Origin of the sequence: Pseudoalteromonas prydzensis, from assembly GCF_011050055.1 — a bacterium.
In the GTDB taxonomy this organism is placed as follows: Bacteria; Pseudomonadota; Gammaproteobacteria; order Enterobacterales; family Alteromonadaceae; genus Pseudoalteromonas; species Pseudoalteromonas prydzensis_A.
The window spans coordinates 1-5,948 of the sequence record NZ_DRGM01000220.1 but is presented as its reverse complement, the minus strand read 5'-3'; the positions used below and the strand labels follow the sequence as shown (position 1 = coordinate 5,948).

Genomic DNA, 5,948 nt, shown 5'->3' with positions numbered 1-5,948 from the left:
TTTAGAGCGCCCTACTTCCATTGAAATAGTAACGGGGATATCTAAAATAGTGTCGAGTTTTCGTTTTTCATCGCCACTCATTTCGTGTTTTGAATCACTTAACTCATCAAGCTCTGCAACATGTGCTTCGCTACTATCATCTGGACCTTCGGCTTCTGCTAATGCTGCTGCCCATTCATCCATTGTATCTTGATCATCGCTCATACTTTTAACCTTTTAATCAATTACCAGTCTAAGTCTACACCGTCAGAGAGGTGTAAATCATCTTCTAGTTCTGCTAATTCTGCATCTGAGTCAATTTTCTTGCCGCCTTTGGTAAATACATGCAGCTCAGATTTAACTGAATCAGGTCGTTTAATTTTTTCACTAATTTGAAGCGCAACATTATCGCGAGAGCGGCCCATCTTGGCTCTAAATGTAGGTAATTCCTCAACAAATACGGTTATATGCTCAGGCATTTCAACCGGAATAATATCGCCAGTTTTGAGTTCCATAATCTGCCTTAAGGTTAAATCGACTTCAAGTAACTGAGTCGACATATCAACCTCTACATCCATTATTTCGTCGCGAAGTGCTTTGCTCCAACGTAAATCAGTATCTTCAGTATCAGATTGAACACCCGCGTCTAACAGCTCTCGAATTGGCTCAAGCATTGAATATGGAAGTGCAATATGAAAATCGCCACCGCCACCATCGAGTTCAATATGAAAAGAACTAATAACCACAACCTCGGTTGGGCTTACAATATTAGCCATAGCTGGGTTTACTTCAGAATCGAGATATTCAAACGATACATCCATAACCGGTGCCCATGCTTCTTTATAATCTTCGAAAATGATCTTAAGGAGCATTTGCACAATACGACGTTCTGTAGGCGTAAATTCTCGGCCTTCAATTTTTGCATGATAACGCCCGTCACCACCAAAAAAGTTATCTACCAAAATAAACACAAGTCGTGCTTCCATGGTAATAAGGCCGGTACCTTTCAGCGGTCTAAAACGCACCATATTTAAGCTGGTTGGAACAAACAGAGTATGGATATACTCACCAAATTTAATCATTTGCACGCCATTAATAGACACCTCTGCGGTGCGGCGCATCATGTTAAATAGGCTAATTCGCATATGACGAGCAAAGCGTTCATTAACAATTTCCAGTGTCGGCATACGACCACGCACGATCCGATCTTGCGAAGAAAAATCGTACTGAAGCGTACTTCCCCCGCCATCTTCACCTTCGTGTATATCTTCCTCTTCAACGTCATCAACGCCGTGTAGTAGCGCATCAATTTCGTCTTGGGATAATAAATCGCTCACGCTAACCCCTTATTGCATCACAAAGCCGGTAAACAATACCCGCTCAATTACTTTGCTGCCTTCAACATCCATCAAGGCTTTTTGTACCTTTTCAAGTGCAGAAAAACGAAGTGTTTCTTTACCAGAACTCGTACTTAACTCATCGGCTGTTGTAGTAGAAAACACACTTAGTAGCGTCCCTTCTATTAGCGGAATATGTTTTTTAGCGGTTTCTTCGTTTACTTCACCACGTACTAATAACTGTACTTTAATTTGCACAATTCTGTCGCGACTTGAGCCAGGCACATTAAATACAAATGGGCGTGGCATCGCAACATATAAAGCACTGCCTATCTCAGCTGAATCACTAGGCTCAGCTGAGGGGGTATCTGCTGATATTGCAGTCTCTTCATCCAAGGTTTCAACTGACGCATCCGAACCTGACATAAAAAAGTAACCCGCAGCACCACCTATTATAAGTAGTACAGCCACTATAATTATTATGAGTTTCTTTTTACTTTTACCGGTTTCTTCAATTTCTAAACTTGCTTCTTCAGCCATCATGATTCCTTTAATCGCAAAGGTACTTGCTTGTTTTAACTATTATAATAGCAGTACTTAGGCATAGTAATCTATTGATGATGAAGTTTGTTGTCGAGAACTTTGTGCAGTGTTATTTGCTTGCTCGTCGTTTTCATCATTAACTGACTTATTATTAGCCAAATTACCTTGAGTTCCACCTTCACTGTGCTCAGCAGTTTCACCACCAGATTGCCCATAAGAAATAGTGCTTTCACCAAGCTCTAACCCTTGTTGCGCTAACATTTCACGTAAGCGTGGCATTGATTGTTCAAGTGCTTCTTTGGCTTGCTGATTTTGTACTACAAAGTTTATATGTGCTTGTTCTGCATCGCTACGAATACGTATTTGCATACTACCCATTTCGGGAGGATCTAAACGAATTTCTGCTTCTTTGTTATTAATGCTCAGCATTGAGCTAACGCGCTCTTGCAGTAATTTAGCTGCATCACTTTTAACAATATTAATTGCCTGCATTACACCAGGATCAATACTTACTTGCTTAACTTGCGATGTACTTTGTAATTGTTGAGTTTGTATTATTTGGGTATCAAGTAAGCTCTGCTCGTAACTTAATGAGTCGTATTGGCTTAATGTGCTCGTTTGCTGAGTATTTAAAGCAGCTGTAATTTGCGTAAATACTTGTGCTACGCGTGCAGGTGTTTGTTCTGCAGTTATTTTTTTAAGGCCATCTTTTTGTAATTCTTCAAGTGATTTTAATAAATCATCACCCTCAGCTGAGGTTGTTACGGCTTTATTTAAATCAGCCCCTTCGTTTGTCGATGTCTTTAAGCTTAACTTTTGTGGATTATATACTGTATTAGGAGTCTCTGACGCTACAAACGTTTTTGAGTCTGATTTAGCTGTGTCGGCAAGTCCTATTTCAATTGAAGCTTTTAACTCATTAACTGTTTGCTTAAGCGCTGACAACTGTTCGCCTTTAGGCTGCTCTGTTTTAATATAAGCGTTTAATTGCGTTAATAAGCTTTGTTTTTCAGCTGTATTAAGTGAATTTATTTCTGTGCTAAAAGAGTGTTTAGTTACTGTGCTCTGTGCTTTTTCGTTATCAGTAATAAATTGCGCAAGCATTTGCTTAAGATCAGTAGTACTGCTAGTCGCGCCATTCATTGAATCAGTATTTTCTAACACCTTAACTTGCGCATTAAGTTGTGAGCGCTGCTCTGGCGTTAAACTAGCAATAACATTATTAGCTTTAATTAAGCTCGCATCTTTAGCTATTAAGGCGTCAATTGCTGCGCCTTTTTCGCTCTCAGATGTCTGTGAACTTGATTGCATCGTTTCTGATTCAGTTAAAGAAGGTGTCGCTACAGATGGAGCAGCTGGCGTAGGCACTGGTGTTGGCAACACTATATTTTTTGCACTTTTATCGACGGATTTATCTTGAGCTAATTGTCCCTTAATATCCATTGAAACTAATTCAGTGTCATCAACTATAGAGCCAAAACTGTCATCGGGTTTTTTACTTATAGGGTTTAATGGCCCTTCAATTGCCTCAGCAACAGCACTTTTACGATGCTTTCCTTCATTTAATGGTAATGAATTTAAAGATGGTGAGCTAAAGTTATCGCTTTTTGAATCAGTTAATTTAGCCGCTTTAGAGTCTACACTAGTGGCAATCGGGTTTTGCACTACACTCGCTGCATTCGCTTCTTCGCCACTCGCATTAGCTGATGCAATTCCTGATGTGCTTTTTAATTCTGTATTTTCTGATTCTGTATTCTCTACCTGTGTAGCTTTTAGCTCTGTATTTTCAGCTGTCTCAAAAGGCTTATTGACCGAAGTGCTCATTGCTTGTGCTGAATTAATCTGATCAAGCATCTCAACAGACACAAAAGTAACTTCGCCCGTTGCTACTTCATCTAGCTTTACGCTCAGATTTTCATTTTTTTCTGGCTGTTTATAATTTGGAATAGCAATCGAATTTTTGGCACCGGGATTTTTATTGCCTTTAAGCAAAGGCTCCATAGAATTATGCGCTTCGTGTAATTGGCTTGAAAATTCCGCGCCTAAATCGCCTTCATTATTAGCTAAGCTATTGTCTTTAGAGGCTATCAAAGAGTCTTTTTCAGAAGAAACTAAAAACGAAATGTTATTCATCGCCATAAATCACCTAATACCATTACGGCAATATGCCACCGCATACCGCCAAAAGTTGAATTCCACTAAGTAATAAAGCAATTAGCGTGCCTGAATTACAAAGCTTTACGACGTTGAAAAAACTGATTAGCTGAAAATTCATCTAACATTTTTTGCTCATTTTTAGCCATTAACGCATTTGCTTTAAGTTTTTGATTTTCGATTAATTTGGCGACTGCTTTAGCTTTAATTTGCTGCTTAAGCCATAGCGTTTTACGTTGAGTAACAACTTGCTTAGCGGTATTTACCGTACTTGCTTGTTGGCGAATTGCTTCTTCAATTTTAGCTATAAAGGCATGATACTGCCCAAATCCGGCACTAGATAAACCCGATTTCCCCTTGAGGTGTAACTGCTGAGAGTACTCAAGTCTAAAATTATTTAAACCTTGTAGCTTTTGTTGATTCGATTGCAAGTTTTGATTGGCTTGTAAGTAACTCATGCGCAAACTTTCTTCTTTGTCATTTTCAATTTTGAGCAATAAATCGAGTTTATTTTTAGCCATTATGCTTGTCCTAGTAACTGAGCAAGACCTTGCAGGCCATCATCGTAACTAATGACATCTCGCATACCTTGTTGTAAAAATGCATTTACTCTTGGCATCATATTTATGGCTTGGTCGAGCATTTGATCGGTCCCTTTTTGATAGGCACCTAAAGTAATCATATCTTTGTTTTGTTGATACATTGAATATACTTGTTTAAGCACTCGGGCTTGTTGCATATGCGGCTCAGAAACAACTTGAGGCATAACACGCGAAATCGACTTTTCTATATCTATAGCGGGATAGTGCCCGCTGTCGGCTAAATCACGCGATAGTACAATGTGGCCATCTAATATAGCTCGCGCTGCATCTGCAATAGGGTCTTGCATATCATCGCCTTCACTAAGCACTGTAAAAAAGGCAGTAATTGAACCTTGCCCTTCTCCGCCATTACCGGCGCGTTCTACTAGCGCAGGTAATTTAGCAAACACCGAAGGCGGATAACCTTTGGTTGCCGGCGGTTCGCCTACAGCAAGTGCAATTTCACGTTGCGCCATTGCGTAACGCGTTACCGAATCGAGTAACAATAATACGTTTAAACCCTGATCTCTAAAATACTCTGCAATAGTTACGGCGCTCTCACAGCCTTTTAAACGCATAAGTGGTGATGAATCAGCGGGTGCTGCAACAACAACTGAGCGTTTGCGTCCTTCTACACCGAGTATTTCTTCAATAAATTCTTTTACTTCGCGGCCACGTTCCCCCACCAAGCCAACAACAATGACATCGGCTTCACTACCTCGGGTCATCATACCCAATAATACAGATTTACCCACACCGGAGCCTGCAAACAAGCCCATACGTTGGCCTTGCCCTACTGTAATTACCGAGTTAATAGCACGCACACCTACATCCATAGGCTTAGTGATTGGTCTTCTAGAAAGCGGGTTTATAGTATTTTGCGCAAACTTTAAATGATGCTCAGCATTAATTTTACCAAGGCCATCTAGCGGCCGGCCTAAACCATCCACCACGCGGCCTAATAAACTCATCCCTACAGGCAAACCTAAGTTATTAACTTGAGGAATAACACGCGCACCAGGTAATACACCAGAGATGTGGTCGTTAGGCATTAAGTACAAAGTTTGGTCGTTAAAACCGACTATTTCGGCGTCTACAAAGCCGTTCATGGTTTCTATTTTACATTGGCTACCAACGGGTGCACGTAAACCTCTAGCCTCAAGGGTAAGGCCAACAACACGCGTTAAAATACCTGCCACAGCAGGCGCCGGGGTTTTAATATGTTGTTGATATTGAGATAAGCGTTCGCTTAAAGGTGCACGTTGAGTTGACATAACACGCCAATAAAATAGTTAGATACCACTATTATGCAAAAAACTATCCAACGTTTCTTTGACACGTGTTTTAAGGGTCA

At 40.3% G+C, this 5,948-nt stretch carries 5 protein-coding genes and 1 pseudogene; all 6 read right to left on the bottom strand.

What is annotated here, in order from left to right; translation table 11 throughout:
• Positions 1-204, bottom strand: a pseudogene (locus ENH88_RS22895) (flagellar motor switch protein FliN); the annotation flags it as partial.
• Between the two features lie 20 nt (positions 205-224).
• On the bottom strand, positions 225-1,316 hold the full coding sequence (gene fliM, locus ENH88_RS22890) for a flagellar motor switch protein FliM (protein WP_024599212.1): 1,092 nt from the start codon (positions 1,314-1,316) through the stop codon (positions 225-227).
• Positions 1,317-1,325: 9 nt separating this feature from the next.
• Entirely contained in the window at positions 1,326-1,856 is a 531-nt protein-coding gene (gene fliL / locus ENH88_RS22885; protein ID WP_024599213.1) for a flagellar basal body-associated protein FliL, read from the bottom strand.
• 57 nt (positions 1,857-1,913) lie between these two features.
• Positions 1,914-3,998, bottom strand: a complete 2,085-nt coding sequence (locus ENH88_RS22880; RefSeq protein ID WP_304185861.1) for a flagellar hook-length control protein FliK — start codon at positions 3,996-3,998, stop codon at positions 1,914-1,916.
• An 89-nt stretch (positions 3,999-4,087) separates the two neighbouring features.
• Complete coding sequence (fliJ, locus tag ENH88_RS22875; RefSeq protein WP_010553907.1) at positions 4,088-4,534, bottom strand: flagellar export protein FliJ; 447 nt, start codon at positions 4,532-4,534, stop codon at positions 4,088-4,090.
• Entirely contained in the window at positions 4,534-5,868 is a 1,335-nt protein-coding gene (gene fliI / locus ENH88_RS22870) for a flagellar protein export ATPase FliI (protein ID WP_002959338.1), read from the bottom strand. Before fliI ends, fliJ begins: the two co-directional genes overlap by 1 nt.
• Positions 5,869-5,948: the final 80 nt, after the last annotated feature.